Annotated in this window: 1 pseudogene; it reads left to right on the plus strand. The window is 50.9% G+C overall.

The annotated features are described in order from the left end of the window. Window positions 1–82: 82 nt before the first annotated feature. Window positions 83–265: pseudogene (locus ACZ3HH_RS30315) on the plus strand (hypothetical protein); the annotation flags it as partial.

The raw sequence follows: 265 nt of genomic DNA on the forward strand, positions 1-265 counted from the left end.
ATGCTTGCATTGACCGCATGTTAACGTTTGCCGCTCAACAAAAAAAACCAACACCCGCATGGGATAAAGGAATTGGCCCCGCATGAACCATTTTTACTCAGCCGATCACTTGGCCGAACTCAACCCCTTCCCAGAAGATCCCATTTTACAGGCCACCTTTGAGCGCAATATTGCCGTTGCCATTGCCGAAGATGTCGGCTCAGGCGATGTCACAGGGTTGCTCGTGCCCGACCAACAACGTGTACAAGCACGTCTGATTGTTCGT

The organism is Pseudomonas sp. PME37.24/025 (genome assembly GCF_055556615.1).